Genomic DNA, 23,777 nt, shown 5'->3' on the forward strand with positions numbered 1-23,777 from the left:
TGAGGTATCGGTGGGTGCGGCGATGGTGTGTGCCGGAGCGGCGGCCTGGTTGATGTGCGGCCAAGGGCCAGGCGCTCGGCGGGCTCAACTGCTGTATGCGGGTGGCGGGGTGGCAGGGACCGGACCGCCGACGCGGGAGCGAAGGGCGCGGGAGCGGGTCGCGCCGGCCGTGGAGTGGCTACGGCGACTGCATCGGCTTCGGGGCGAGTGGTGGTCGCTGGTCGCCGGGGTGGTCGTTGCTCTGCTGGGGGCTTCCGTGGTGCCGCTTGTCGTGGGCGCGCTCGGGGTGCCGCTGGTGAGGCGGGCTCGACGGGCCGGTCAGGCGCGGCGCACCCGGGAGCGGTGGGCCGATGCGGTGATCGCGTTGTGCGGGACGCTCGCGGGGGAGGTGCGCGCCGGGCGGCAGCCGGGCGAGGCGCTGCTGCGGGCCGCTCGTGACTCGGGCGGGCTCGGCGATGCGCAGGCGGTGGTGCTGGCGGCGGCGCGGTTCGGCGGGGATGTGCCCGCCGCGCTCACCGATGCGGCACGCCGGCCGGGCGCCGAGGGACTGCTGGGGCTCGCCGCGTGCTGGCGGGTCGCCGTGGACCGGGGTGCCGGACTCGCGGCCGGGCTCGACCGGCTGGAGGCGGCACTTCGCGCGGAGCGGGACCAACGGGCCGATCTGCGCGCCCAGTTGGCGGGGGCACGGTCGACGGCGGTTCTGCTCGCCGGTTTGCCCCTGCTGGGTCTGCTCCTCGGCACCGCGCTCGGCGCCGATCCGCTGCACGTCGTGCTGCACACCGGAGCGGGCCTCGGCTGTCTGCTGGTCGGCGGGGCGTTGGAGGGCGCCGGGCTGTGGTGGGCGCTGCGGATCGTACGGCAGGCGGAGGCGGGATGAGCCCGGAGGCTGTCCACAGGCTGGGGGTGGCCCTGTGCCTGCTGGCGGGGCTGTGGTCGCTCGCGTGGGTCCTGGGGGCGGCGCGGCGGGAGCGGAGGGTGCGCAGGCGCCTGGGAGCGGTGCTGGCCGTGGAACCGGCGCCGACCGGACGACGCTTCGACGTACGGGCCCCGATGCGGAAGTGGCTGCCGATGGTGGGCGCCGTCAGCGCCTGCTGGGTGTTCGTCGGCGGCGTTCCCGGGATCGTCGTGGGGCTCGTGGCCGGGTTCGGGGTGAGGCGGTGGCAGCGCAGGCCGACTCCGGCGGAGGAGTCCGACTCGGGACTGGCCGAGCGGCAACTGCCCCTGGCTGCGGATCTGTTGGCGGCCTGCATCGTGGCGGGCGCCAGTCCTGTAGCGGCGGCCCAGGCCGTGGGGGAGGCGCTGGAGGGGCCCGTGGGAGAACGGCTCGCGCGGGGCGCGGCCGAGGTGCGGCTCGGCGGTGAACCGGCCGAGGCATGGCGGGGGCTGGCCGCGCTGCCCGGCGCCCGGGCACTGGCCCGGCTGCTGGAGCGGGCGGGCGAGTCGGGCGTACCGGCGGCGAGTCCTGTCGGGCGCCTTGCCGCGGAGGCCCGCGCGGAGTGGGGACGTACCGCCACCACTCGTGCGCGGCGGGCGGCCGTCATGGTCACCGCACCTGTGGGGCTGTGCTTCTTGCCCGCGTTCATCGCGATCGGGGTGCTGCCTGTGGTGATCGGGCTCGCGGGCGGGGTGTTGGGAGGTGGTGGATGACGGGCGAGGCGTGGTGAAGGGCGAGCGATGAACGGAACAGGTCCGGCTGAGCTGGACGAAGTGAATGAGTCGAACGACTCGACAGAGCGGATCTACACGGGGGTTCGAATGAGCAAGGCAATGCGGGTACGAGTGCGGGCCGGCCGGGTGCAGTCGCTGGTGGGCAGGGCGTGGGAGGTGCCTACGGCCTGGGCGGTACGGAGGACTTCGGCGACGCGGAGGGATGCCGGAATGGTGACCTCCGAGTACGCGATGGGGCTGATCGCGGCGGTGGGGTTCGCCGCGCTGCTCTACGAGGTGCTGACCAGTGGGCAGGTCAAGGGGGCTCTGCAGGACATCGTGGAGCGAGCGCTCAATGGCCAGTTCTGAGGAGCGGGCTTCCCGCCCGGCACGAGGCCGGGGTCGGGTCCCGCGTCTGGCCGGCGACCGAGGGTTCGTGACGGCGGAGGCGGCCGTGGTGCTGCCCGTGCTGATCGCGTTCACGTCGGCACTGGTCTGGGCCCTGATGGCCGTGTCCGCGCAGATCCAATGCGTGGACGCGGCCCGCGCGGGGGCACGTGCGGCGGCCCGCCAGGACCCGCCGGGCACGGTGACGACGGTGGCCCGGCAGACGGCGCCGGACGGGGCGCAGGTCACGGTTCGGCGCGAGGGCGACCTGGTGCGCGTGCGAGTCACGGCGAAGCCTCCGGGTCCCGACGCGCTGGCGCTCGACCTGGAGCACGAGGCCGTCGCCCTGGCCGAGGAGACGGTGGGGGCGGGCGGATGACGAGGTGGAGCGAGCGATGGTGGGGTTCGCGCCGGAGAGCGTTCTCCTCGGACCGGGGTTCGGCGACCATTTCGGCGGTGGGCGTCATCGCGGTGCTGTGCGTCTTCTTCGGCGCCATCCTCGCGATGAGCCAAGCGGTGATGACCCGTCACCACGCGGGCGGTGCCGCCGACTTGGCGGCACTCGCTGCTGCGGACCACTGGATGGAGGGCGGTACGGCGGCCTGCGCCCAGGCTGACCGGGTGGCGCGGGCCCAGGGCACCCGCATCGTGCGGTGCGCCGTCTACGGCGAGATCTCGGACGTCAGGGTCGCGGCGGGGCGGGGGCCATTCGCCGCGGAAGTCAGGTCTCGGGCTGGACCGGCGGGGCCGAAGCCTCCGGCGGAGCCTGAGGGGGTGATGGCGCCGCCTCACCCCGCGGGCGAAGCAGCGGAGCCGGAGAGGGGGTGAACCCGTGGAGGGACCCGGCGTGTGGCGCCCGGCTCGCCGGCTTGGAACCGGAGGTCGGCCTCGCACGGAGCTCGGGAAGAGTGCACCCTGCACCCGGGAGTGAGGCCGGCTCCGCACCGGAGGTGACGCCATAACTCCGCTTCCGGCCGTCGGCTCAGGCGCGCCCCGCTTGGGCCGGCGGCAGGGCCGGCGCTCTGGCCGAGCTACTCCTCCGCCCCCTCACCCCCGGCACCTGCCGTCGAGGCGGCCCCAGCCTCTCGTCCCTCGGGCGCCCCCTGCAGCAGGACCGTCAGCAATCGCACTGCCCCTCGCTTGTGCAGTGGGTCGTTGCCGTTGCCGCACTTGGGGGACTGGATACAGGACGGGCAGCCGGCCTCGCACTCGCAGGAGGCGATGGCCTGGCGGGTGGCCGTGAGCCACTCGCGAGCCGTGTGGAAGGCGCGCTCGGCGAAGCCCGCCCCGCCGGGGTGGCCGTCGTACACGAAGACCGTCGGGAGGAGGGTGTCCGGGTGCAGGGGGATGGAGACGCCGCCGATGTCCCAGCGGTCGCAGGTGGCGAACAGCGGGAGCATGCCGATCGAAGCGTGCTCGGCGGCGTGCAGGGCGCCGCCGAGGATCTCCGGGGTCACACGGGCGGCGTCGAGCTGGTCTTCGGTGACCGTCCACCACACGGCGCGGGTGCGGAGCGTACGAGGAGGGAGGTCGAGTTTCGTCTCGCCGAGTACTTCGCCGGTGATGACCCGACGACGCAGGAAGGAGACGACTTGGTTGGTGACCTCGACGGAGCCGTAGCACAACCGGCCCTCGCCCCAGGGGACTTCGATGTCCGTTTCCAGGACGGAGATGGCCGTGGTGTCGCGGGCGACCGTCGAATACGACGGGTTGGCCTCCTCGACCAGGGCGACCGAGTCCTCGAGGTCCAGTTCCTTCACCAGGTACGTACGGCCCTGGTGGAGGTGGACCGCCCCGTCGTGGACGCTGGTGTGCGCGGCGCCGGCGTCGACCGTGCCCAGTAGCCGCCCTGAACCGGCCTCGACGACCTGTACGGGACTGCCGCCCCCGCCGCGGATGTCCGTGAGGTCGGCGGCTCGTTCCCGGCGCGTCCAGTGCCATGCCTTCGTGCGGCGGCGCAGCAGCTTCGCGGTCTCCAGCTGCGGAAGCAGATCGGCGGCGGCCGGGCCGAAGAGCGGCAGGTCCTCGTCCGTCAAAGGCAGTTCGGCGGCGGCGGCGCACAGGTGGGGAGCGAGGACGTACGGATTGTCGGGGTCGAGGACGGTGGACTCCACAGGCTGGTCGAACAGGGCCTCCGGGTGGTGGACGAGGAAGGTGTCCAGTGGGTCGTCGCGGGCCACCAGGACCGCGAGGGAGCCCTGCCCGGAGCGTCCCGCGCGGCCTGCCTGCTGCCACAGTGAGGCCCTCGTGCCGGGGTAGCCCGCGATGATCACGGCGTCCAGTCCCGAGACGTCGACGCCGAGTTCGAGGGCGGTGGTGGCGGCGAGGCCGAGGAGTTCGCCGGAGTGGAGGGCCTGCTCGAGGGCGCGGCGTTCCTCGGGGAGGTAGCCGCCGCGGTACGCGGCCACGCGCCGGGCCAAGGAGCGGTCGACCTCGGCGAGCCGTTCCTGGGCGATCACCGAGATCAGCTCGGCGCCGCGGCGGGAGCGTACGAAGGCGACTGAGCGGACGCCCTGCACGGTCAGGTCGGTGAGGAGGTCGGCGGTCTCGGCGGTGGCGGTACGGCGGACGGGGGCGCCCTTCTCGCCGTGGAGTTCGGTGAGCGGAGGTTCCCACAGGGCGAACACCAGTTCGCCGCGCGGTGAGGCGTCGTCCGCGACCTCGACGACCGGGAGGCCGGTCAGACGGCGAGCGGCCACCGACGGTTCGGCGGCGGTCGCGGAGGCGAGGAGGAAGACGGGCGAGGAGCCGTACCGCGCGCACAGGCGGCGCAGCCGGCGCAGTACCTGGGCGACGTGTGAGCCGAAGACGCCGCGGTAGGTGTGGCACTCGTCGATGACGACATAGCGCAGGGCGCGCAGGAAGGAGGACCAGCGGGGGTGTGAGGGCAGTATCCCGCGGTGCAGCATGTCGGGGTTGGTCAGGACGTAGTTGGCGTACTGGCGCACCCACTCGCGTTCCTCGACGGGAGTGTCCCCGTCGTAGACGGCGGGACGCACCGCGTTGCCCAGAGGATGTGAAATTTCCTTCACGGCTCGGCACTGATCCGCCGCGAGCGCCTTGGTCGGAGCGAGGTAGAGGGAGGTCGCACCGCGGCCGTTGGCGGCTTCGGAGCCGTCGAGCAGACACGACAGCACAGGTGCGAGGTACGCCAGCGACTTGCCCGAGGCGGTTCCTGTGGCGACGATCACTGATTCGCCGTCCAGGGCATGCTCGGCGGCTTGTGCCTGGTGGGCCCAGGGGTGCTCGATGCCCGCTGCCTGCACCGCCGCGATCACCTCGGAGCGGATCCGGTCGGGCCAGACGGCATGGCGGCCCTCACGTGCGGGCAAGTGCTCCGTATGAGTGATGCGCGAAGCCCGGCTCGGCCCCGAGGCGAGCCGGTCGAGAACCGTGCCCGGAGCGGGTCGGGAAGCGGTGTCCGTCGAGGGTCGATCGGACCTGGGATTCTTGGCCATCGGCATCGAGTGTGTCACTGGCGTGACGGACAATGGGCCTAAGGCGTCGTGCACGCCTGCCGGTAAGTGATTGAATGCCATCGCGGCTGGCGAACAGTCCCGGGGGCGCCGCCGAGGTGTCCCGAGGGGCGACCGCTCGATAGCAAGGTGCTGGAGGATCCGTGGACCTGTCCCTGTCGACACGTACCGTCGGCGATCGTACGGTCGTCGAAGTCGGTGGCGAAATCGATGTATATACCGCGCCCAAGCTGCGCGAGCAGCTGGTCGAGCTGGTGAACGACGGCAGTTTTCATCTTGTCGTCGACATGGAGGGCGTGGACTTCCTCGACTCCACCGGACTCGGCGTGCTGGTAGGCGGCCTGAAGCGGGTGCGTGCCCATGAGGGCTCGCTGCGACTGGTCTGCAACCAGGAGCGCATTCTGAAGATCTTCCGCATCACCGGTCTCACCAAGGTGTTCCCCATCCACACCTCGGTCGAGGAAGCGGTAGCGGCCACAGACTGAGCGGTCCTCGGTCGCGACCGAGCGGCCCTTGGCCGAAGGCCGGTTCCGGGCCTGGGTCCGGGACGGAAGAAAGTCAACGAGGGGGGTTCGGGCTTCGGCGGCCCGGCCCCCTGACAGCACGCCCGTAGTCCCGAGGGGGATGCATGGCCACCGTTGAACTCCGCTTCAGCGCGCTGCCCGAGCACGTCAGGACCGCCCGACTGGTGGCGGCAGCGGTGGCGCGCAGGTCCGGAGTGGACGAGGCCGTCCTCGACGAGGTCAGGCTCGCCGTTGGCGAAGCCTGTACGCGGGCCGTCGGACTGCACCAGAGCGGCGGCATTTCGGCGCCGGTGCGGGTGCTGCTGATCGAGGAGGAGAAGCAGTTCTCCATCGAGGTCGGCGACGAGGCGCCGCATACGGCTCCCGGCGACGTGCCGGGAGTCCAGGGCGGAGCCGACGAGCCGGACGCGGAGACCGAGGAGGACGAGATGGGCCTCGCGGTCATCAGCGGCCTCGTCGACGACGTGGAGGTCACCGCCGGTGAGAACGGCGGCCTGATCAGGATGAGCTGGCCCACCACGCCGCCGGCCACGCTCGTTCCCTGACCCCTCACCCACGCAGTACGGAAAGGGCCCTGCTCAGCGGGGCCCTTTCTCGTGCGCGCTCGTGCACGTGGATTGCGCGCGCGTTATCGTGAATGAATTCACGAACAGCCTTATGATCGGGTTTACTGCCTCTCGCGCGTCAACGGATCAAGCGTCAATGCTTTTGGGGCATTACCACTTTCGGGTTCCATGCTGGTCCGTGGATCATTTACTGAAGAGCATGTGAAGGCCGATTCCGCTTACCGCGCACTGTTTTGATCAGGTTCCGGTACCTACAATCCGTCCACATCTTGAGCTCAGCACAGGCGTCAAGGAGGACGAATGGCGGGGCTTTCTACCCCTCATCAGTTTGACCAGCCCACAACCTTCGCAGCCGCAGTACTGACCGACGACAACCGCCTCATCGTGATGGTCATCGCGGCCGTCGCCCTTGCGGCGCTTGTCGTCGCCGGGATCTTGGTCCGCCAGGTCCTCGCGGCCGGCGAGGGCACCGACAGCATGAAGAAGATCGCGGTGGCGATTCAGGAGGGCGCGAATGCCTACCTGGGACGGCAGATGCGCACGCTCGGCGTATTCGCCATCGTGGTGTTCTTCCTGCTCATGCTGCTGCCCGCGGACGACTGGAATCAGCGCGCCGGACGATCGGTCTTCTTCTTGATCGGCGCGGCGTTCTCGGCGACCACCGGCTATATCGGCATGTGGCTCGCCGTACGCAGCAATGTCCGCGTGGCCGCCGCGGCACGGGAAGCGACCCCGGCGGAAGGTGAACCCGAAAAGGATCTCACCGCCGTCTCGCACAAAGCCATGAAGATCGCTTTTCGCACGGGCGGCGTAGTCGGCATGTTCACGGTGGGACTCGGTCTGCTGGGCGCCTCCTGTGTGGTGCTGGTGTACGCGGCCGATGCGCCGAAGGTCCTGGAGGGCTTCGGTCTCGGCGCCGCGCTGATCGCGATGTTCATGCGTGTCGGCGGCGGCATCTTCACCAAGGCCGCCGACGTCGGCGCCGACCTGGTCGGCAAGGTCGAGCAGGGCATTCCGGAGGACGATCCGCGCAATGCTGCGACCATCGCCGACAACGTGGGCGACAACGTCGGCGACTGCGCCGGTATGGCCGCCGACCTCTTCGAGTCGTACGCCGTCACGCTCGTCGCCGCGCTGATCCTCGGCAAGGCGGCGTTCGGCGATTCAGGGCTCGCGTTCCCGCTGATCGTGCCCGCGATCGGCGTGATCACCGCGATGATCGGCATCTTCGCGGTGGCACCGCGCCGGGCCGACCGCAGCGGAATGAGCGCCATCAACCGCGGCTTCTTCATCTCCGCGGTGATCTCGCTGGCGCTGGTGGCCGCGGCCGTCTTCATCTACCTGCCGTCCTCGTACGCCGATCTGGACGGCGTCACGGACACGGCCATCCTGGACAACGGCGGCGATCCGCGGATCCTCGCGCTCGTCGCTGTCGCGATCGGCATTGTGCTGGCCGCGCTGATCCAGCAGCTGACGGGCTACTTCACCGAGACGACCCGCCGTCCCGTACGGGACATCGGCAAGACCTCGCTGACCGGCCCGGCCACCGTCGTCCTCGCCGGTATCTCCGTCGGTCTCGAATCGGCCGTCTACACCGCCCTGCTGATCGGGCTCGGCGTGTACGGGGCGTTCCTGCTCGGCGGTACGTCGATCATGCTGGCGCTCTTCGCCGTCGCGCTGGCCGGTACCGGACTGCTCACCACGGTCGGCGTCATCGTCGCCATGGACACCTTCGGGCCGGTCTCCGACAACGCGCAGGGCATCGCCGAGATGTCCGGCGACGTCACGGGCTCGGGCGCCCAGGTGCTCACCGACCTGGACGCGGTGGGCAACACCACGAAGGCCATCACCAAGGGCATCGCCATCGCCACGGCCGTACTCGCGGCTTCGGCGCTCTTCGGCTCGTACCGCGACGCGATCCTCACAGCCGCGAACGAAGTGGGCGAGCGGGTCAGCGGCGAGGGCGCTCCGATGAACCTGATGATGGACATCTCACAGCCCAACAACCTGGTCGGGCTCATCGCGGGCGCCGCGGTCGTCTTCCTCTTCTCGGGGCTGGCGATCAACGCGGTGTCGCGGTCCGCCGGGGCCGTGGTCTACGAGGTGCGGCGGCAGTTCCGTGAGCATCCCGGGATCATGGACTACACCGAGAAGCCCGAGTACGGGCGCGTCGTCGACATCTGCACCAAGGACGCGCTGCGCGAACTGGCCACACCAGGCCTGCTCGCGGTACTGACGCCGATCGCGATCGGTTTCACGCTCGGGGTCGGTGCGCTCGGCTCGTTCCTCGCGGGCGCGATCGGCACGGGCACGCTGATGGCGGTCTTCCTCGCCAACTCCGGCGGCGCCTGGGACAACGCGAAGAAGCTCGTCGAGGACGGTCACCACGGGGGCAAGGGCAGCGAGGCTCATGCCGCGACGGTGATCGGCGACACGGTCGGCGACCCCTTCAAGGACACCGCGGGACCCGCGATCAACCCCCTGCTGAAGGTGATGAACCTGGTGGCGCTGCTCATCGCGCCCGCGGTGGTCGAATTCAGCTACGGCGAGGACAAGAGCGTGGGCATGCGCGTCCTCATCGCGGTGCTCTCGATCGCCGTGATCGTGGGCGCGGTGTACGTGTCCAAACGGCGCGGTATCGCCGTAGGTGACGAAGACAACTCCGAACCGGTCTCCAAGTCGGAGGATGCGGCGGTGGTTTCCTAGGCGATTGCTCCACGGCTTGGCCTTACGGCTGGTCAGGTTCCGCTCAACGAGCGGGCGGGCGGCGCGTCTTGACGCGCTGTCCGCCCGCTCTCGGGTTTTCACGCCGGGTTCGTGAGCCTTCTCTCGCTTGGTACAAATGGCTACGATATTTTACAAATCGGACTTCCATCTCGTGGGTGTCGCCCACTTGGCGTGTATGTTCCGGGGCCGAGAGCCATGGAAGGGACCAATCCGGTGAACAAGAAGCTCGCGGCCGCACTGTCCGGCGGTGCGGTACTGGTACTGGCGCTGTCGGGATGTGGCGGAGACGACGACAGCAGCGAAAAGCTGAACTCCTGGGCCAAAGAGGTCTGTGACGAGGTGCAGCCGCAGGCGAAGAAGATCGAGGCCGCCAACACCTCCATCCAGAAGCAGACCTCGGACAACAGCACGCCGGCGGACGTCCAGAAGACGGACTCCCAGGCCTTCCAGGACATGTCCGACGCCTACAAGGCGATCGGCGCCGCCGTGAAGAAGGCCGGGGCGCCGGATGTCGAGGACGGAAAGAAGAAGCAGGCGGACGCCGTCAAGGAGCTCGACGGCATCTCCACGTCGTACGCCGACCTCAAGAAGCAGGTCGACGCGCTCGACACGAAGGACCAGGGGAAGTTCGCGGACGGGCTCAAGGACATCGCCACCGAGCTGGACAAGCTGGGCCAGAGCGGCAACGTCGCCCTCAACAAGCTGCAGGAGGGCGAGGTGGGCCAGGCGATGGCCAAGCAGGAGAGCTGCAAGTCGGCCTCCGGGTCGCCGTCGGCGACCAACGGCTGACAGAGGAGCCCGATCGTTCGTCAGCCAGGAGATGGCCCGGTACGCGCGCATGCCGGGCCATCGGCATGTTGTCCACAGGCGGCATGTTGTCCACAGGGACACGCGTCCGGTCGGCGGGAGCGGCAACAATGGAGGCGTGAGTAACACCAGCCTGGCAACGCTGCCCTCTACCGACCGCTCCGACGTCACCGCCCGGCTGCGGGACGCCCTCCTGGGCGCCTCCTTCAGCGCCGACGGCCTGCTCGATCTGCTGGGCGCCTCTGCGTATGCGGCGCTGGCCCGGAGCGAGACCGTGCCCGCGCTCCGCGCGACCCGGGGCGACACGCCGCTGGAGACACTCGTACGGCTGTTCCTGTTGCAGCAGCCCGTGCGGCACGTGCGCGTGGCGGACGTACTGCCGGTTCAGGACTGCCTGGAGGGCGGCTGGCTGACCCGGACCGGCGGCGACGAGGTCGCGGCGACGGTCGATGTCCGGCCGTTCGGGGGACCCGGCGGCGAGGACTGGTTCATCGTCTCGGACCTCGGATGCGCGGTCGGAGGAGCCGGCGGCATCGGCAGTCATGATGAACGGGTCGTACTCGGCGTGGGCGGCGCGTCCACGACCCTGGCGGGCGTCACGGTGCGTACGCCCGTCGCGTCGGCGCTCGATCTCGGCACCGGCTCCGGAATCCAGGCGCTGCACGCCGCACAGCACGCCACGCGTGTGACTGCGACCGACGTCAACCCGCGCGCGCTGCACATCACCGCGCTCACGCTCGCCCTGTCCGGCGCCCCGGGGGCCGATCTGCGCGAGGGCTCGCTGTTCGAGCCGGTGGGCGAGCAGACGTACGACCTGATCGTCTCCAACCCGCCCTTCGTCATCTCTCCCGGCGCCCGGCTCACCTACCGGGACGGCGGGATGGGCGGGGACGATCTGTGCCGGGCGCTCGTTCAAGGGGCGGGAGCTCATCTCAACGAAGGGGGATATGCGCAGTTCCTTGCCAACTGGCAGCACGTGGAGGGGGAGGACTGGCAGGACCGGCTGCGCTCGTGGGTGCCGCGCGACTGTGACGCGTGGGTCGTGCAGCGCGAGGTGCAGGACGTCATGCAGTACGCCGAACTGTGGCTGCGGGACGCCGGTGATCACCGTTCGGATCCGGTGGGGTACCAGACGCGGTACGACGCGTGGCTCGACGAGTTCGAGACGCGGAAGGTCAGAGCCGTGGGCTTCGGGTGGATCACCCTGCGCAAGTCGGGGGCCGCGCAGCCCTCGGTCGTCGTGGAGGAGTGGCCGCATCCCGTCGAACAGCCGCTCGGCGAGACGGTGCGCGCGCACTTCGACCGCGTGGACTATCTGCGCGCGCACGACGATGCGGCGCTGCTCGCCGGGCATTTCAAGCTCGCGGGCGAGATCGTTCAGGAGCAGGTCGGGCTGCCCGGCGCAGAGGATCCGGAGCATGTCGTGCTGCGCCAGAACCGCGGGATGCGGCGGGCCACCAGGGTGGACACGGTGGGCGCGGGCTTCGCGGGTGTGTGCGACGGCCAGCTCAGCGCTGGGCGGATTCTGGATGCCATCGCCCAACTGATCGGCGAGGACCCGGTGTTGCTGCGGGACCGTACGCCTGCGCAGATCCGGCTGCTGATCGAGCAGGGATTTCTCGAGCCCGCCGGGTGAGCAGCCGGGTGGGCGGAAGCCCCACGACCGCCGAGCCGTCATGGATGGCGCGAAATCGCTCCGGCCGCGCATTCGAACCGAGCCGGCACGGCGCTGGGCGTGTGGTGTGCGCGGCGAGCCGCACGGGTCTGTCCGCCGTGCGTTCACCATGGGTTCGCGTGCTCGCTTCCCGGAGGTGTCAGTCTCCCGTCCTTGGGCACTCAAGGGCGAAGGGAACGAACCATGGAGAACGGACCGGCGGTCTTCGCGGGATCGGTGTTCGCCCTGTTCGGAGCCGGACTGCTGGTGTGGACCGCGGCCCGGCTGCGGCACCGCGAACCCGTCGCCGACGGGATGAGCCCGGCCGCGTCCGCGATGGTCGCGAGCTTCGCCGGGACGGCCGCGCTGTTTCTCGCGGTGTGGTGCTTCACACGCATCTGAACAGGCGCGTGTTCCGGTGTGACTCCCGTTCCCTGAGCGATGCCCTCCGGTGAACCGGAGTTGTTGCCTCAGAAAGGTCGGAGGCAAGATCTCCAGCCGTCATGATTCCGCCGTTTCCGTAACTGAGAACTCACCCTCCGTTTAGGGCTGAACCAGCAGGTCCACACTCCGGGCGGCAGGAATGCCGGGAGTCGGGTTACCGTTCGAGTGGCCGTTGCGGGCTTTTCCCGTTTGACACGGGGGCGGGATGTACCGTCACACTCCGCAGCGTCAGCACGACCCGACCCCTGGGACCAGCGCCTGGGGCGAACCCCCTGCGTCGACCGGAGAGAAGAGCGAAGTTGTCCCCGACCAGCGAGACCGCACACGGCGGCCGCCGACTCGTCATCGTCGAGTCGCCTGCCAAGGCGAAGACGATCAAGGGCTATCTCGGCCCCGGCTACGTCGTCGAAGCGAGCGTCGGGCACATCCGCGACCTCCCCAACGGCGCCGCGGAGGTGCCCGAGAAGTACACCGGCGAGGTACGCCGCCTCGGCGTGGACGTCGAGCACGACTTCCAGCCCATCTATGTCGTCAACGCCGACAAGAGGGCCCAGGTCAAGAAGCTCAAGGACCTGCTGCGCGACTCCGACGAGCTCTTCCTCGCCACCGATGAGGACCGCGAGGGCGAGGCCATCGCCTGGCACCTCCAGGAGGTGCTCAAGCCCAAGGTCCCGGTCAAGCGGATGGTCTTCCACGAGATCACCAAGGCCGCGATCCAGGCCGCCGTCGCCAACCCGCGCGAGCTCAACCAGAAGCTCGTCGACGCCCAGGAGACCCGCCGCATCCTCGACCGCCTCTACGGCTACGAGGTCTCGCCGGTCCTGTGGAAGAAGGTCATGCCGCGCCTGTCGGCGGGCCGAGTCCAGTCCGTGGCGACCCGCCTGGTCGTCGAGCGGGAGCGCGAGCGCATCGCGTTCCGTTCCGCCGAGTACTGGGACCTGACGGGCACCTTCGGCACGGGCCGCGTCGGCGACAAGAGCGACCCGTCCTCCTTGGTCGCCCGCCTGACGACGGTCGACGGCAGGCGTGTCGCCCAGGGCCGCGACTTCGACTCGCTCGGGCAGATCAAGAGCGCGAACACGCTCCACCTGGACGAGGCGAACGCTCGCGCGCTCGCCGCCGCCCTGGAGAACACCGACTTCTCCGTACGGTCCGTCGAGTCCAAGCCGTATCGTCGCTCCCCGTACGCCCCGTTCCGTACGACGACGATGCAGCAGGAGGCCTCGCGCAAGCTCGGTTTCGGCGCGAAGGCCACGATGCAGGTGGCACAGAAGCTGTACGAGAACGGCTTCATCACCTATATGCGTACGGACTCCACGACCCTCTCGGACACCGCGGTCGCCGCGGCCCGCGCGCAGGTCACGCAGCTGTACGGCGCCGACTATCTGCCGGCGCAGCCGCGGACGTACGCCGGGAAGGTCAAGAACGCGCAGGAGGCGCACGAGGCGATCCGCCCCTCCGGGGACCGCTTCCGTACGCCTGCCGAGACCGGACTGACCGGCGACCAGTTCAGGCTCTATGAGCTGATCTGGAAGCGGACCGTCGCCTCCCAGATGAAGGACGCGACCGGGAACTCCGTCACGGTGAAGATCGGTGGCCGCGCAGCGGACGGCCGGGACGCCGAGTTCAGCGCGTCCGGCAAGACGATCACCTTCCACGGCTTCCTGAAGGCGTACGTCGAGGGCGCGGATGACCCGAACGCCGAGCTGGACGACCGCGAGCGCCGGCTGCCCCAGGTCAACGAGGGCGACGCGCTGTCCGCCCAGGAGATCTCGGTCGACGGCCACGCGACCAAGCCTCCGGCCCGCTACACCGAGGCCAGCCTGGTCAAGGAGCTCGAGGAGCGCGAGATCGGCCGCCCGTCTACGTACGCGTCGATCATCGGGACCATCCTCGACCGCGGCTATGTCTTCAAGAAGGGCACGGCCCTGGTGCCCTCCTTCTTGTCCTTCGCCGTGGTCAACCTCCTGGAGAAGCACTTCGGGCGGCTCGTCGACTACAGCTTCACCGCGAAGATGGAGGACGACCTCGACCGCATCGCGCGGGGCGAGGCGCGCGCCGTGCCGTGGCTGAAGCGCTTCTACTTCGGTGAGGGCGCGGGCGGCGACAGCAGCGCCGCCGAAGCCGGCAACGGCGACGGGGACCACCTGGGCGGCCTCAAGGAACTCGTCACCGACCTGGGCGCGATCGACGCCCGCGAGGTGTCGTCGTTCCCGGTGGGCAACGACATCGTGCTGCGCGTCGGGCGCTACGGCCCTTACGTCGAGCGCGGCGAGAAGGACTCCGAGAACCACCAGCGCGCGGACGTCCCGGACGATCTGGCTCCGGACGAGCTGTCGGTGGAGTACGCGGAGGAACTGCTCGCCAAGCCGAGCGGCGACTTCGAGCTGGGCGCCGACCCCGCCACGGGCCACCAGATCGTCGCCAAGGACGGGCGCTACGGGCCGTATGTCACCGAAGTGCTCCCCGAGGGCACCCCGAAGACCGGCAAGAACGCGGTCAAGCCGCGTACGGCCTCGCTCTTCAAGTCGATGTCCCTGGACACGGTGACGCTGGAGGACGCGCTCAAGCTGATGTCGCTGCCGCGCGTCGTCGGCAAGGACGCCGAGGGTGTGGAGATCACCGCGCAGAACGGGCGCTACGGGCCGTACCTGAAGAAAGGCACGGACTCGCGTTCGCTGCAGTCCGAGGACCAGCTCTTCACGATCACGCTGGAAGAGGCCCTCGCCATCTACGCCCAGCCCAAGCAGCGCGGGCGCGCCGCGGCCAAGCCGCCGCTGAAGGAGCTCGGCGAGGACCCGGTCAGCGGGAAGCCGGTCGTCGTCAAGGACGGGCGCTTCGGGCCGTACGTCACCGACGGCGAGACCAACGCGACCCTGCGGTCCGGCGACAGCGTCGAGGAGATCACCCCGGAGCGGGGTTACGAGCTGCTCGCGGAGAAGCGCGCGAAGGCACCCGCCAAGAAGACGGCCAAGAAGGCCGTCGCGAAGAAAACGGCCACCAAGAAGGCCCCTGCCAAGAAAACGGCAGCCAAGAAGACGACGACTTCGAAGACGCCTGCCAAGAAGGCTCCGGCCAAGAAGGCAGCCACCAAGAAGGCGACGGCTTCGGAGGGCTGAGCGCCCCGCGGAGGCCCCTCGTCCGCATGTGGTGGCCGCCCTTCGGGGTTGTCGGTGCCTCCCGATAGGCTGAACGCATGACGCGAGCGGAGCAGCCAACGGCCCACACCCCGGCCCCAGACGACGCCCTGGTCGCAGATTCACGAGAGCGTGCCGTCCGCGCGCTGCTGCGCGTACCGCAGTTGAAGCGGCTGTGGAGCGCTCAGCTCGTGGGCAGCGTCGGCGACGCCCTCGCGCTGCTCGTCCTGGTCGCGCTCGCGCTCCAGGCGGCGGTCGCGGCGGGGTCCTTCGGGGGGAACTACCGCGGGGTGGCCTTCGCCGTCTCGGCCGTCTTCGGGGCGCGGATACTCGCGACGCTGCTCTTCGGAGCCGTACTCCTCGGACCGCTCACCTCCCTGACCTCCCAGGAGGGGCCGCTCAACCGCCGCTGGACCATGGTCGGCGCGGACGGTGTACGGGTCGTGCTGCTGATCATCGCGCCCCTGTGGATCGACTGGACGCCCGACGACGCGCTGGCCGTGATCCTGGTGACCGCGTTCGTCACCGGAGTCGCCGAGCGCTTCTGGACGGTGTGCCGGGAGAGCGCGGCGCCCGCCCTGTTGCCCGCGGCGCCCCTGGAGGGCGCGGCAGTCCGCCCGCTGCCGGACCACACGGAGACGCTGCGCCGCCTGTCGCTGCGTACGGGATTCGTGGCAGTGCCCCTCGCGGCCGCCGCTCTCGTCGTGGCCGGGCTCCTCAACAACCTCCTGGGCGCCGGAATCGCCTGGTTCGACCAGCATCAGGCGGCGCTCGCGTCGTACGTCGCGGCGGGCCTGTTCGCCGCCTCGCTGACGGTGCTGACCGTCCTCGAACTCCCCGACGCACGCACCCCGCGCGCGCGGTCACCGCTCGAGGGCCTGCGCCGCCCCAAGTCGGGCACCGGCGTCGACAAGGGACGTACGGGCTCGCTTCCGCTGCTGGTTCTGGCCTGCGCCGCCGTCGCCGCCGCAATCGCCGCCGCGGTGGCCGTCTCCGTGCTGCACGCCAAGGACCTGGGCGGCGGGCCGGTGATGTACGGGCTGCTGGTGGCGGCCCTGACGGGCGGCGTCGTCGTAGGCATCCGTACGGCTCCGAAGGTGCTGCCTCCGCTGTCGCGGCGCCGGCTGCTCTCGCTGGCCATCGCGTTCACGGGCCTCGCGCTGCTCGCCGCCGGAATCGTCCCGGACGTCACCATGGTCATCCTGCTCTCGGCGCTCGCGGGCATCGGCGCGGGCACCGCCGCGAACACCGGGCACACGCTGCTCGACCAGGAGGCCGAGGACTACCGTCGGGCGCGTACGACGGAACATCTCCACGCGGTCGTACGGGTCTACGTCGCCCTGGGCGCACTCGTGGCCCCCGTGCTGGCGGCGGCGATCGGGCCGCACCGGCTGGAGAACGGCAAGTTCGTGTTCGCGCACGGGGGCGCGGCGTTCACCCTGATGCTGGTCGGCGCGCTCCTGCTGCCGGTCGCCGCGCTGGTGCTGGCCAAGGTCGACGACCGTTCCGGCGTACCGCTGCGGCACGACCTGCGGGACGCGCTGCGGGGCGGGGACGAGCCCGCGACGGCACCGGCTGCGAACGGGTTCTTCATCGCCCTGGAGGGCGGTGACGGGGCCGGGAAGTCGACGCAGGCCGAGGCGCTCGCGGAGTGGATCCGGTCCAAGGGACATGAGGTCGTGCTGACGCGCGAGCCGGGGGCCACACCCGTGGGCAAGCGGCTGCGGTCGATCCTGCTGGACGTGTCGTCGGCCGGGCTGTCCAACCGCGCGGAGGCGCTGCTGTACGCCGCCGACCGTGCCGAGCACGTGGACACCGTGGTGCGGCCCGCGCTGGAGCGGGGCGCGGTGGTCGTCTCGGACCGCTACACCGACTCGTCCGTGGCGTACCAGGGGGCCGGTCGCGATCTGTCCCCGACCGAGATCGCGCGGATCTCGCGATGGGCGACCAATGGGCTGGTGCCTCATCTGACCGTGCTGCTCGATGTGCCGCCGGAGACCGCGAGGGAGCGATTCACGGAGGCGCCGGACCGGCTGGAGTCCGAGCCCGCCGAGTTCCACGCGCGCGTGCGGGCCGGTTTCCTGACGCTCGCCGCCGCCGACCCCACGCGCTACCTGGTGGTCGACGCCGGGCAGGAGCCCGAGGCCGTCACCACCGTCGTCCGGCACCGGCTCGACATGATGCTGCCGCTCTCCGAGGCCGAGGTGAAAGCCCAGGAGGAGGCCCGTAAGGCGGCCGAGGAGGAGGCGCGGCGGCGCGCCGAGGAAGAGGCCGCCCGCAAGGCCGAGGAGGAGCGCCTGGAGCGCGAGCGGCAGGAGCAGCTCGCCCGGCTGCGAGCGGAGGAAGAGGAACGCAAGCGGCGCGAGCTGGAGGAGGCCCAGCGGCGCGAGCTGGAGCGGCAGGCCGAGGTGGCCCGGCAGCAGGCCGAGGAGGCGCGTCGGAGGGCCGAGGAGGAGCGGAAGCGACGGCTCGCGGAGGAGCAGGCCCGCGCGGCCGAGCAGGAGCGCCTGCGCAAGCAGGCCGAGGAGGAGGCGCGGCTCCGGGCGGAGGCCGAGGCGCGGCGCCTGGAGAAGCAGCGGAAGGCCGAGGAGGCGTTGCTCCGGGCGGAGGAGGCCCGCAGGGGGGCGGCTGCGGCAGCCGAGGCTGCTGCCGCGGCGGAGGGTTCGGGTTCCGGTTCTCCGGCGACCACCCCCGACAACGAGGTCACGGTGCCGACGCCCACGCCCGTCGTGCCGCCCACGAACGCGCCCGCTGGGCCGGCGGACGACGAGACCACAGTGCTGCGTCCCGTGCCGCCCGGCGACGCTCCCGAAACTGGGCCCGACGCGGAGGAGACAGCCGTGCTGCCGCAGCCTCCGGCGCCGGAGGGGGCCGCGGACGAGACGGCGGTGCTTCCTCCGGTGCGCCCGGACGCGGACGAGACGGCCGTCCTTCCTCCCGTAAGGGAGGACCAGGCCGTACGGGACGACCGTGGCGGCGAGCAGCGGGGCAGCGACCCGGGGCGCCGGGTGCCTCCGGGGTACTTCCGCGACGAGCGGCCGGCGCCCGACGGCTCCGACGACCGCACCCGTGAGCTGCCCCAGGTCGAGGCCGAGGGGGGTTCGCCTCGGCGGCACCGCTCGGACTGGGCAGAGGAGACCCCGCTGGACGATCTCCCGACGCTGGCGGACGAGTTGCTGGGCCCGCGTGAGGACGATGACCTCGACGAGGGGCGTGGCCGGCGGGGGCGTCGCGGGCGCTGACGTGAAGGCGTGAGGCCCCGTTGTCGGTGCCCTCCCGCACAATGGGACGCGGCAAGGCAGATGTGCGACGGAGGGGCGGCAACCCATGCCCGTATGGGACGACCTGGTGGGTCAGGAGAAGGTGAGCGAGCAGCTCGACGCCGCCGCCCGGGACGCCGACGCGCTGGTCACGGCCGTGGCCGCCGCCACCCCACTGCCCGAGACGTCGAAGATGACGCACGCCTGGCTGTTCACGGGGCCGCCGGGCTCGGGCCGTTCCACGGCGGCGAGGGCTTTCGCTGCGGCTCTCCAGTGCGTGAGCCCCGACCGCGCCCTCGGCGGATCCCCCGGCTGCGGGTTCTGCGACGGCTGCCATACGAGCCTGATCGGTACGCACGCCGATGTGGAGATCGTCCGCACCGACCTCCTGTCGATCGGCGTCAAGGAGACCCGTGACCTGGTGCGCCGTGCCCAGATGTCGCCCGCCACGGGCCGCTGGCAGGTCATCGTCATGGAGGACGCCGACCGCCTGACGGAGGGTGCGGGCAACGTCTTGCTGAAAGCCGTGGAGGAGCCCGCCCCCCGTACGGTCTGGCTCCTGTGCGCGCCCTCCCTGGAGGACGTCCTGCCGACCATCCGCTCCCGCTGCCGCCATCTCACGCTGAGGACGCCTCCTGTGGCGGCGGTCGCCGACATCCTCGTACGCCGCGACGGCATCGAACCGGATGTCGCGGCCGTCGCCGCCCGTGCCACCCAGGGTCACGTGGGCCGCGCCCGCCGCCTGGCCACGGACCCGAGCGCCCGCGAGCGCCGCGCCGCCGTCCTCAAGCTCCCACTCCGTGTCGACGACATCGGCGGCTGCCTGAAGGCGGCCCAGGAGCTGATCGACGCGGCCTCCGAGGACGCCAAGCAGATGGCCGAGGAGATCGACGCCAAGGAGACCGAGGAGCTGAAGGCGGCGCTCGGCGCGGCCCAGGGCGGCCGGATGCCGCGCGGCACAGCGGGCGTGATGAAGGAACTGGAGGACAAGCAGAAGCGCCGCAGGACCCGTACGCAGCGCGACAGCCTGGACCTCGCCCTGATCGACCTCACGGCCTTCTACCGCGACGTCCTCGCCCTCCAGTTCGGCACCAGCCGAGCCCTTGCCAACACGGAGATGCAGGACACGCTGGAGCGCCTCGCCCGCGGCACGACCCCAGAGACCACCCTGCGCCGCATAGAAGCGATCGCCGCCTGCCGCGAGGCCCTCGACCGCAATGTGGCGCCGCTGCTTGCGGTGGAGGCGATGACGATGGCACTGCGGGCGGGGTGAGGGCCAGGGGGCAGTGGGCACAGAGGCAGGGGGCTGGCATGCGGCACGTTGACGGGTCACTCGTATGAGGCGCGAGGGCGACCTTCGGTGGCCGATTCATCGCACAGGGTTACGCTCGCTTGATGTGCAACAGGCGCCATTTCATGACAATCCGGACTAGAGCAACTCGTTCCCGCCCTTCCTGGCATCAGGCTCATTCATCCCCTTCTCGCCGGTTCCTTCGCGTGTGCGGCACTCTGCTCGCGCTCGCCGGGCTGCTCATCTCCGCCTGTTCCGTGGGGAGTTCGACGACTTCGGCCAGCCGGGCGGTGGCCTCGGCGCTGAACGCGCTGCCCAAGGCCACACCGGCGGCGCTGGCTCCGTACTACGGCCAGAAGCTGAAGTGGCGCGGCTGTGATGCCCCCGGCTTCCAGTGCGCCACGCTCAAGGCCCCGCTCGACTATGCCAAGCCGGCCTCCGGCGACATCAGGCTGGCCGTCACCCGCAAGAAGGCCACGGGCCCGGGCAAGCGAATCGGTTCGCTGCTGGTCAACCCGGGAGGCCCGGGCGGCTCGGCGACCGGTTACGTCCAGTCGTACGCGGGTGTCGGATATCCGGAGGAGGTCCGCGCGCGCTACGACATGGTCGCCGTCGACCCGCGCGGCGTCGCCCGCAGCGAGCCGGTCGAATGCCTCACCGGCCGGGAGATGGACGAGTACACGCAGGCGGACCTCACCCCCGACAACCGTCGCGAGAAGGGTCAACTGGTCGACGCCGTCAAGGAGTTCACGGAGGGCTGCGGGCGGCGCTCGGCCAGGGTGCTGCGGCATGTGTCCACGGTCGAGGCGGCCCGCGACATGGACATCCTGCGGGCGGTGCTGGGCGACGAGAAGCTGACGTACGTCGGCGCCTCGTACGGAACGTTTCTGGGTGCGACGTACGCGGGCCTGTACCCGGACCGGGTGGGACGGCTGGTCCTGGACGGCGCGATGGACCCGTCGCTGCCCGCGCGCCGGATGAACGAGGACCAGACGGCCGGCTTCGAGACGGCGTTCCGGGCCTTCGCGAAGGACTGCGTACGCAGGTCCGACTGCCCGCTGGGCGGCGCGCGCACCACACCGGACCAGGTCGGCAAGAACCTCAAAGCCTTCTTCCGGCAGCTCGACGCCGCGCCCATCGAGGCCGGCGATGCGGACGGCCGCAAGCTCGGGGAGTCGCTGGCGACGATGGGCGTCATCACGGCGATGTACGACGAGGCGGCCTGGCCACGACTGCGGGAGGCCCTGACCACGGCCATGAGGAACAAGGACGGCGCGGGCCTGCTCACCCTCGCCGACACCTACTACGAGCGCGGCCCCGACGGCCAGTACGCGAACCTGATGTCCGCGAACGCGGCGGTCAACTGCCTGGACCTCCCGGCCGCCTTCTCCTCCCCCGAGGCACTCGAAGAAGCCCTTCCCTCCTTCGAGAAGGCCTCGCCGGTCTTCGGCGAGAGCCTGGCCTGGGCCTCCCTGAACTGCACGTACTGGCCGGTCCACCCGACCGGCGAACCCCGTCGCATCGAGGCGAAGGGCGCCGCCCCCATCGTCGTGGTCGGTACCACCCGCGACCCCGCGACCCCCTACGCCTGGTCCCGGTCCCTCGCCGCCCAGCTCTCCTCCGCCACCCTCCTCACCTACGACGGAGACGGCCACACGGCATACGGCCGCGGCAGCAACTGCATCGACTCCACACTCAACCGCTACCTCCTCGCAGGCACCCCTCCACCCCAGGGAAAGCGCTGCTCAGCCGCCTGATCACGAGGCCCATCGGGGGTGCCCCCAGGGCGCGTACGGAGCACCCCCGGAAACTGTGTAGACTTACCGGCGTTGCCGATCGCACCATAGTGCGGGCAGCCCGCCGCCTTAGCTCAGATGGCCAGAGCAACGCACTCGTAATGCGTAGGTCTCGGGTTCGAATCCCGAAGGCGGCTCCATCCAAGCCCAGCTCAGACAATGTCTGAGCTGGGCTTTTGCGTTCAGCGGATGCGGCGTCGGCGGCGGGCGCGGGCCGCCTCGTGCCCGTGGTCTCAATTGCGGGCCGCTCAGCTTCGTCGGCTTGCCGTCACCAGTTTCCGTAGTCCTCGACCAGGTTGCCGATGAGCGAGAGCAGAGCGTCGGCGCGGTGTCGGTCCTCGTGCTGGTTACGAAGGGCCTTGGCGAGTGCACGGAGGCGGGCCAGGGTGGCCGGGTTCCGGTTCTTCACCTCGTCGAGCAGAGGCGTGGTGATCAGTTCCAGGCATTCGGTGAGCAGGCGACGGGTGGCTGGAGCGGGCGGGTTGGGGTCGGGGACGGCGAACCTTGTGGTCAAGTACCGGGCAGGGTCGGTGAGGCTCCAGCCGACGACGGTGCCGTGCTGGACGAGGAGTGCCACGTCGGGGGCGATGCCGATACGGGCCTCCAGCGGTTCGTCCAGGACGTCGAGGTCGCGCAGGCAGGTCAGTACGGTGTCCCCGGGGGCGCGGCATAGCTCCGTGGTCACCTCCAGGCGGAAGTCCCGGGCCTCGTCCGCGCGAAGGCCGCCCGGATGGACGGGGGGTGTGGTGGGAACGCGGGCACGGCTCTCGGCAGAGGCGGACTCATAGGGCAATCGGAAACCGGCGCCGACCAGTCCCCGGTCGGCCTGGTCGAACCGGAGTTCGTCGGGATCGTCCCACAGCCACTCCTGGCTGCCGAAAGTGTCAACGAGGAACCGCTGCCATTCCTGCACGTCTGCGTACTCGGCAATGCGCACACATTGGCCCGGGAAGTCGAAGCGCGGGGTGATGCGCAACGGATACTCCGTCACCGTCGCATGCCAGTCGCCGTCGAGGGTGAGTCTCATGGTGAATGCCACCTCATCGCATCCGCATTGAGGGAGCCATATAGCCGTTCTTGGCCGGAATCCCGCCTTCCTCCACGTCCGCGTGCGTGATCGCCCCACCGGGAGGGGTGGGGAGGCTGCCCAGCGCCGTGGCTCCGGAGTCTCTCCCCATGCTCGACGGGCCGTACGCCGTGATGACCTTGCCGCAGTGTCACGGTCGGCGCCCGCCCGTCGATCCGCACGGACCGCACCGCACCCAGGCCCGCCGCCCAGTTCCTTGGTCTTCGTCCTCGTTTACCAGTTCCCGTAGTCCTCCACGTAGGTGGCGATCAGCTCGAGCAGGGTGTCGGCCCGGTGCCGGTCCTCGCGCTGCTCGCGCAGGGCCTTGTCGGCGGCCTGGAGGCGGGCCAGGGCGGCCGGTTCGCCGTCCACCACGTCGTCGACCACCGGCGTGGTGATGAGGTCCAGGCATTCGGTGAGCAGGCGGTGGGTGGAGGGGGAGGGCGGGTTGGCGTCGGGGTCGGCGTACGCGGGGGTGAGGTAGCGCGCGGGGTCGGTGAGGCTCCAGCCGACGACGTTGCCGTGCTGGACGAGGAGTGCCACGTCGGGGGCGATGCCGATGCAGGCCTCCAGCGCCTCATCGAGGACGTCGAGGTCGCGCAGGCAGATCAGCGCGGTGTCCCCGGGAGCGCGGCACAGCACCGTGCACATCTCATGCCGGAAATCCCGGACCTCGTCCGCGCGGAGCCCGCCCCGGCGTACGGCGGGCATGACGGGAAGGCGGGTGGAGGTCTCGGCGGCGGCGTACACGTACGGCAGCTGGAGTTCGGCCCCGACCAGCTTCCGGCTGTCCGGGGCGAACCGGAAGACATCGGGCGTGTCCCACAGCCAGTGCTGGCTGCCGAAGGTGTCCGCGACGAACCGCTCACGCTCGCTCACGTCCGCGTACCGCGCGAGATCGACGGAGTCGCCGGTGAAGCGGGGGGTGATGTGCAGCGGATCGTCCGTCACTGTTGCGCGCCAGTCGCCGTCGAACGACAGTTTCGTGGTCATTC

At 70.6% G+C, this 23,777-nt stretch carries 18 protein-coding genes and 1 tRNA gene; 16 read left to right on the forward strand and 3 right to left on the reverse strand.

Annotated elements, in window-relative coordinates; all coding sequences use genetic code 11:
- The first annotated feature begins 22 nt into the window (after positions 1 to 22).
- From ACGFNK_RS29425 to ACGFNK_RS29445, 5 genes are all read left to right on the forward strand, one after another.
- On the forward strand, positions 23 to 877 hold the full coding sequence (locus ACGFNK_RS29425) for a type II secretion system F family protein (RefSeq protein WP_393420869.1): 855 nt from the start codon (positions 23 to 25) through the stop codon (positions 875 to 877).
- Entirely contained in the window at positions 874 to 1,647 is a 774-nt protein-coding gene (locus ACGFNK_RS29430) for a type II secretion system F family protein (protein ID WP_393420679.1), read from the forward strand. The genes ACGFNK_RS29425 and ACGFNK_RS29430 overlap by 4 nt, the downstream gene beginning before the upstream one ends.
- 108 nt (positions 1,648 to 1,755) lie before the next feature.
- The gene (locus tag ACGFNK_RS29435; protein WP_393420681.1) at positions 1,756 to 2,016 is read left to right on the forward strand and encodes a DUF4244 domain-containing protein; all 261 of its coding nucleotides are present in this window, start codon (positions 1,756 to 1,758) and stop codon (positions 2,014 to 2,016) included.
- Positions 2,003 to 2,413 carry a TadE family type IV pilus minor pilin gene (locus tag ACGFNK_RS29440; protein ID WP_393420683.1) on the forward strand — a complete coding sequence of 137 codons (411 nt, stop codon included), beginning with the start codon at positions 2,003 to 2,005 and terminating at the stop codon, positions 2,411 to 2,413. The genes ACGFNK_RS29435 and ACGFNK_RS29440 overlap by 14 nt, the downstream gene beginning before the upstream one ends.
- A 77-nt stretch (positions 2,414 to 2,490) precedes the next feature.
- The gene (locus ACGFNK_RS29445; protein ID WP_393420685.1) at positions 2,491 to 2,862 is read left to right on the forward strand and encodes an Rv3654c family TadE-like protein; all 372 of its coding nucleotides are present in this window, start codon (positions 2,491 to 2,493) and stop codon (positions 2,860 to 2,862) included.
- A gap of 203 nt (positions 2,863 to 3,065) precedes the next feature.
- Here ACGFNK_RS29445 and ACGFNK_RS29450 read toward each other — a convergent pair whose 3' ends face one another.
- On the reverse strand, positions 3,066 to 5,573 hold the full coding sequence (locus tag ACGFNK_RS29450; protein ID WP_393420687.1) for a DEAD/DEAH box helicase: 2,508 nt from the start codon (positions 5,571 to 5,573) through the stop codon (positions 3,066 to 3,068).
- An 80-nt stretch (positions 5,574 to 5,653) separates the two neighbouring features.
- On the opposite strand from ACGFNK_RS29450, the gene bldG reads away from it, so the two are divergent.
- The 11 genes from bldG to ACGFNK_RS29505 all read left to right on the forward strand — a co-directional run bounded on the left by bldG (position 5,654) and on the right by ACGFNK_RS29505 (position 21,856).
- Entirely contained in the window at positions 5,654 to 5,995 is a 342-nt protein-coding gene (bldG, locus tag ACGFNK_RS29455) for an anti-sigma factor antagonist BldG (RefSeq protein ID WP_003975386.1), read from the forward strand.
- Positions 5,996 to 6,138: 143 nt separating this feature from the next.
- Positions 6,139 to 6,579 carry an ATP-binding protein gene (locus ACGFNK_RS29460; protein WP_393420689.1) on the forward strand — a complete coding sequence of 147 codons (441 nt, stop codon included), beginning with the start codon at positions 6,139 to 6,141 and terminating at the stop codon, positions 6,577 to 6,579.
- 321 nt (positions 6,580 to 6,900) lie between these two features.
- Positions 6,901 to 9,306, forward strand: a complete 2,406-nt coding sequence (locus tag ACGFNK_RS29465) for a sodium-translocating pyrophosphatase (protein WP_393420691.1) — start codon at positions 6,901 to 6,903, stop codon at positions 9,304 to 9,306.
- 216 nt (positions 9,307 to 9,522) lie between these two features.
- Positions 9,523 to 10,116: a small secreted protein gene (locus tag ACGFNK_RS29470; protein ID WP_393420693.1), complete on the forward strand. Its 594-nt coding sequence runs from the start codon at positions 9,523 to 9,525 to the stop codon at positions 10,114 to 10,116.
- A 136-nt stretch (positions 10,117 to 10,252) separates the two neighbouring features.
- Entirely contained in the window at positions 10,253 to 11,770 is a 1,518-nt protein-coding gene (locus tag ACGFNK_RS29475) for a methyltransferase (RefSeq protein ID WP_393420695.1), read from the forward strand.
- 222 nt (positions 11,771 to 11,992) lie between these two features.
- Positions 11,993 to 12,190: a hypothetical protein gene (locus tag ACGFNK_RS29480; protein WP_393420697.1), complete on the forward strand. Its 198-nt coding sequence runs from the start codon at positions 11,993 to 11,995 to the stop codon at positions 12,188 to 12,190.
- Between the two features lie 341 nt (positions 12,191 to 12,531).
- Entirely contained in the window at positions 12,532 to 15,351 is a 2,820-nt protein-coding gene (gene topA, locus ACGFNK_RS29485) for a type I DNA topoisomerase (protein WP_393420699.1), read from the forward strand.
- A gap of 77 nt (positions 15,352 to 15,428) precedes the next feature.
- Complete coding sequence (tmk, locus tag ACGFNK_RS29490; RefSeq protein ID WP_393420701.1) at positions 15,429 to 18,611, forward strand: dTMP kinase; 3,183 nt, start codon at positions 15,429 to 15,431, stop codon at positions 18,609 to 18,611.
- 85 nt (positions 18,612 to 18,696) lie between these two features.
- The gene (locus tag ACGFNK_RS29495; protein WP_393420703.1) at positions 18,697 to 19,902 is read left to right on the forward strand and encodes a DNA polymerase III subunit delta'; all 1,206 of its coding nucleotides are present in this window, start codon (positions 18,697 to 18,699) and stop codon (positions 19,900 to 19,902) included.
- A 143-nt stretch (positions 19,903 to 20,045) separates the two neighbouring features.
- Positions 20,046 to 21,677 (forward strand): alpha/beta hydrolase, encoded by a 1,632-nt coding sequence (locus ACGFNK_RS29500; RefSeq protein WP_393420705.1) that lies wholly within the window; start codon positions 20,046 to 20,048, stop codon positions 21,675 to 21,677.
- Positions 21,678 to 21,779: 102 nt separating this feature from the next.
- Positions 21,780 to 21,856 (forward strand) — tRNA-Thr (locus tag ACGFNK_RS29505).
- Between the two features lie 128 nt (positions 21,857 to 21,984).
- Here ACGFNK_RS29505 and ACGFNK_RS29510 read toward each other — a convergent pair.
- Together ACGFNK_RS29510 and ACGFNK_RS29515 are read right to left on the reverse strand one after the other, a co-directional pair.
- Positions 21,985 to 22,743 (reverse strand): hypothetical protein, encoded by a 759-nt coding sequence (locus tag ACGFNK_RS29510; protein WP_393420707.1) that lies wholly within the window; start codon positions 22,741 to 22,743, stop codon positions 21,985 to 21,987.
- A 273-nt stretch (positions 22,744 to 23,016) separates the two neighbouring features.
- Complete coding sequence (locus tag ACGFNK_RS29515; RefSeq protein WP_393420709.1) at positions 23,017 to 23,775, reverse strand: hypothetical protein; 759 nt, start codon at positions 23,773 to 23,775, stop codon at positions 23,017 to 23,019.
- Between the last annotated feature and the right edge of the window lie 2 nt (positions 23,776 to 23,777).

This window comes from Streptomyces sp. NPDC048825, from assembly GCF_043198355.1.
GTDB lineage: Bacteria > Actinomycetota > Actinomycetes > Streptomycetales > Streptomycetaceae > Streptomyces > Streptomyces xiangluensis.

Excerpts from the sequence above, each read along its gene's own strand:
- ACGFNK_RS29425 (WP_393420869.1), top strand. The coding sequence starts at position 23 with ATGGTGTGTGCCGGAGCGGCGGCCTGGTTGATGTGCGGCCAAGGGCCA.
- ACGFNK_RS29430 (WP_393420679.1), top strand. The coding sequence starts at position 874 with ATGAGCCCGGAGGCTGTCCACAGGCTGGGGGTGGCCCTGTGCCTGCTG.
- ACGFNK_RS29435 (WP_393420681.1), top strand. The coding sequence starts at position 1,756 with ATGAGCAAGGCAATGCGGGTACGAGTGCGGGCCGGCCGGGTGCAGTCG.
- ACGFNK_RS29440 (WP_393420683.1), top strand. The coding sequence starts at position 2,003 with ATGGCCAGTTCTGAGGAGCGGGCTTCCCGCCCGGCACGAGGCCGGGGT.
- ACGFNK_RS29450 (WP_393420687.1), bottom strand. The coding sequence starts at position 5,573 with ATGGCATTCAATCACTTACCGGCAGGCGTGCACGACGCCTTAGGCCCA.
- ACGFNK_RS29460 (WP_393420689.1), top strand. The coding sequence starts at position 6,139 with ATGGCCACCGTTGAACTCCGCTTCAGCGCGCTGCCCGAGCACGTCAGG.
- ACGFNK_RS29465 (WP_393420691.1), top strand. The coding sequence starts at position 6,901 with ATGGCGGGGCTTTCTACCCCTCATCAGTTTGACCAGCCCACAACCTTC.
- ACGFNK_RS29470 (WP_393420693.1), top strand. The coding sequence starts at position 9,523 with ATGGAAGGGACCAATCCGGTGAACAAGAAGCTCGCGGCCGCACTGTCC.
- ACGFNK_RS29480 (WP_393420697.1), top strand. The coding sequence starts at position 11,993 with ATGGAGAACGGACCGGCGGTCTTCGCGGGATCGGTGTTCGCCCTGTTC.
- tmk (WP_393420701.1), top strand. The coding sequence starts at position 15,429 with ATGACGCGAGCGGAGCAGCCAACGGCCCACACCCCGGCCCCAGACGAC.
- ACGFNK_RS29495 (WP_393420703.1), top strand. The coding sequence starts at position 18,697 with ATGCCCGTATGGGACGACCTGGTGGGTCAGGAGAAGGTGAGCGAGCAG.
- ACGFNK_RS29500 (WP_393420705.1), top strand. The coding sequence starts at position 20,046 with ATGACAATCCGGACTAGAGCAACTCGTTCCCGCCCTTCCTGGCATCAG.
- ACGFNK_RS29510 (WP_393420707.1), bottom strand. The coding sequence starts at position 22,743 with ATGAGACTCACCCTCGACGGCGACTGGCATGCGACGGTGACGGAGTAT.
- ACGFNK_RS29515 (WP_393420709.1), bottom strand. The coding sequence starts at position 23,775 with ATGACCACGAAACTGTCGTTCGACGGCGACTGGCGCGCAACAGTGACG.